At 73.3% G+C, this 641-nt stretch carries 1 protein-coding gene; it reads left to right on the top strand.

Going from position 1 to position 641, the window contains the following annotated elements; genetic code table 11:
- Positions 1-579: sensor histidine kinase (locus tag GH736_RS23955; protein WP_328596964.1), on the top strand; the 579-nt coding region annotated here is incomplete at its 5' end.
- Between the last annotated feature and the right edge of the window lie 62 nt (positions 580-641).

Genomic DNA, 641 nt, shown 5'->3' with positions numbered 1-641 from the left:
CGGCAGGATGCCCGGGTGCTGCACGACACGGTGCTCGCCACGCTGTCGCTGCTGGCCCACTCGGGCGTGGGCGTCGGGAAGTCCGCGCTGCGGCAGCAGGCCGGCGACGATGCCCTGCTGCTCCGCCAGCTGCGACTCGGCGCGCCGCTCGACGCCGGATCGACGGCCATCTTCTCCCCCGAGTCCACCGACGCCGACGTGCTGAGCACGACGTTCGAGTCGGTGCGCCAGCGCTTCGCGCGCATGGGGCTCGACGTGAACTGGCACGGGGCCGGACAGCTCGTCCTTCCCCGCGAGACCCTCGACGCACTGCTCGGGGCGCTGGGCGAGTGCCTCGAGAACGTGCGCAGGCACTCAGGGGTCAACGAGGCCGACGTCACGGTCACCGACGACGACCACACCGTGCGCGCGATGGTCACCGACGCGGGGCACGGCTTCGAGCCGGAGTCCGTCGACGGCGCACGCCTGGGCTACGCCGAGTCGGTCGTCGGCCGCCTCGGCACGGTCGGCGGCCGCGCCCGCATCTTCTCGTCGCCCGGGTCGGGCACCACCGTGATGCTGGAGGTGCCGAAACCATGACGACGTCGATGTCCGAGTCGCCGCGTCGCGAGCACGCGTTCCGTCGCCCGGCCCGCTCGGCG

Origin of the sequence: Agromyces humi (assembly GCF_009720255.1) — a bacterium.
Lineage (GTDB): Bacteria > Actinomycetota > Actinomycetes > Actinomycetales > Microbacteriaceae > Agromyces > Agromyces humi.
This window is presented reverse-complemented; position numbering and strand designations above follow the sequence as displayed.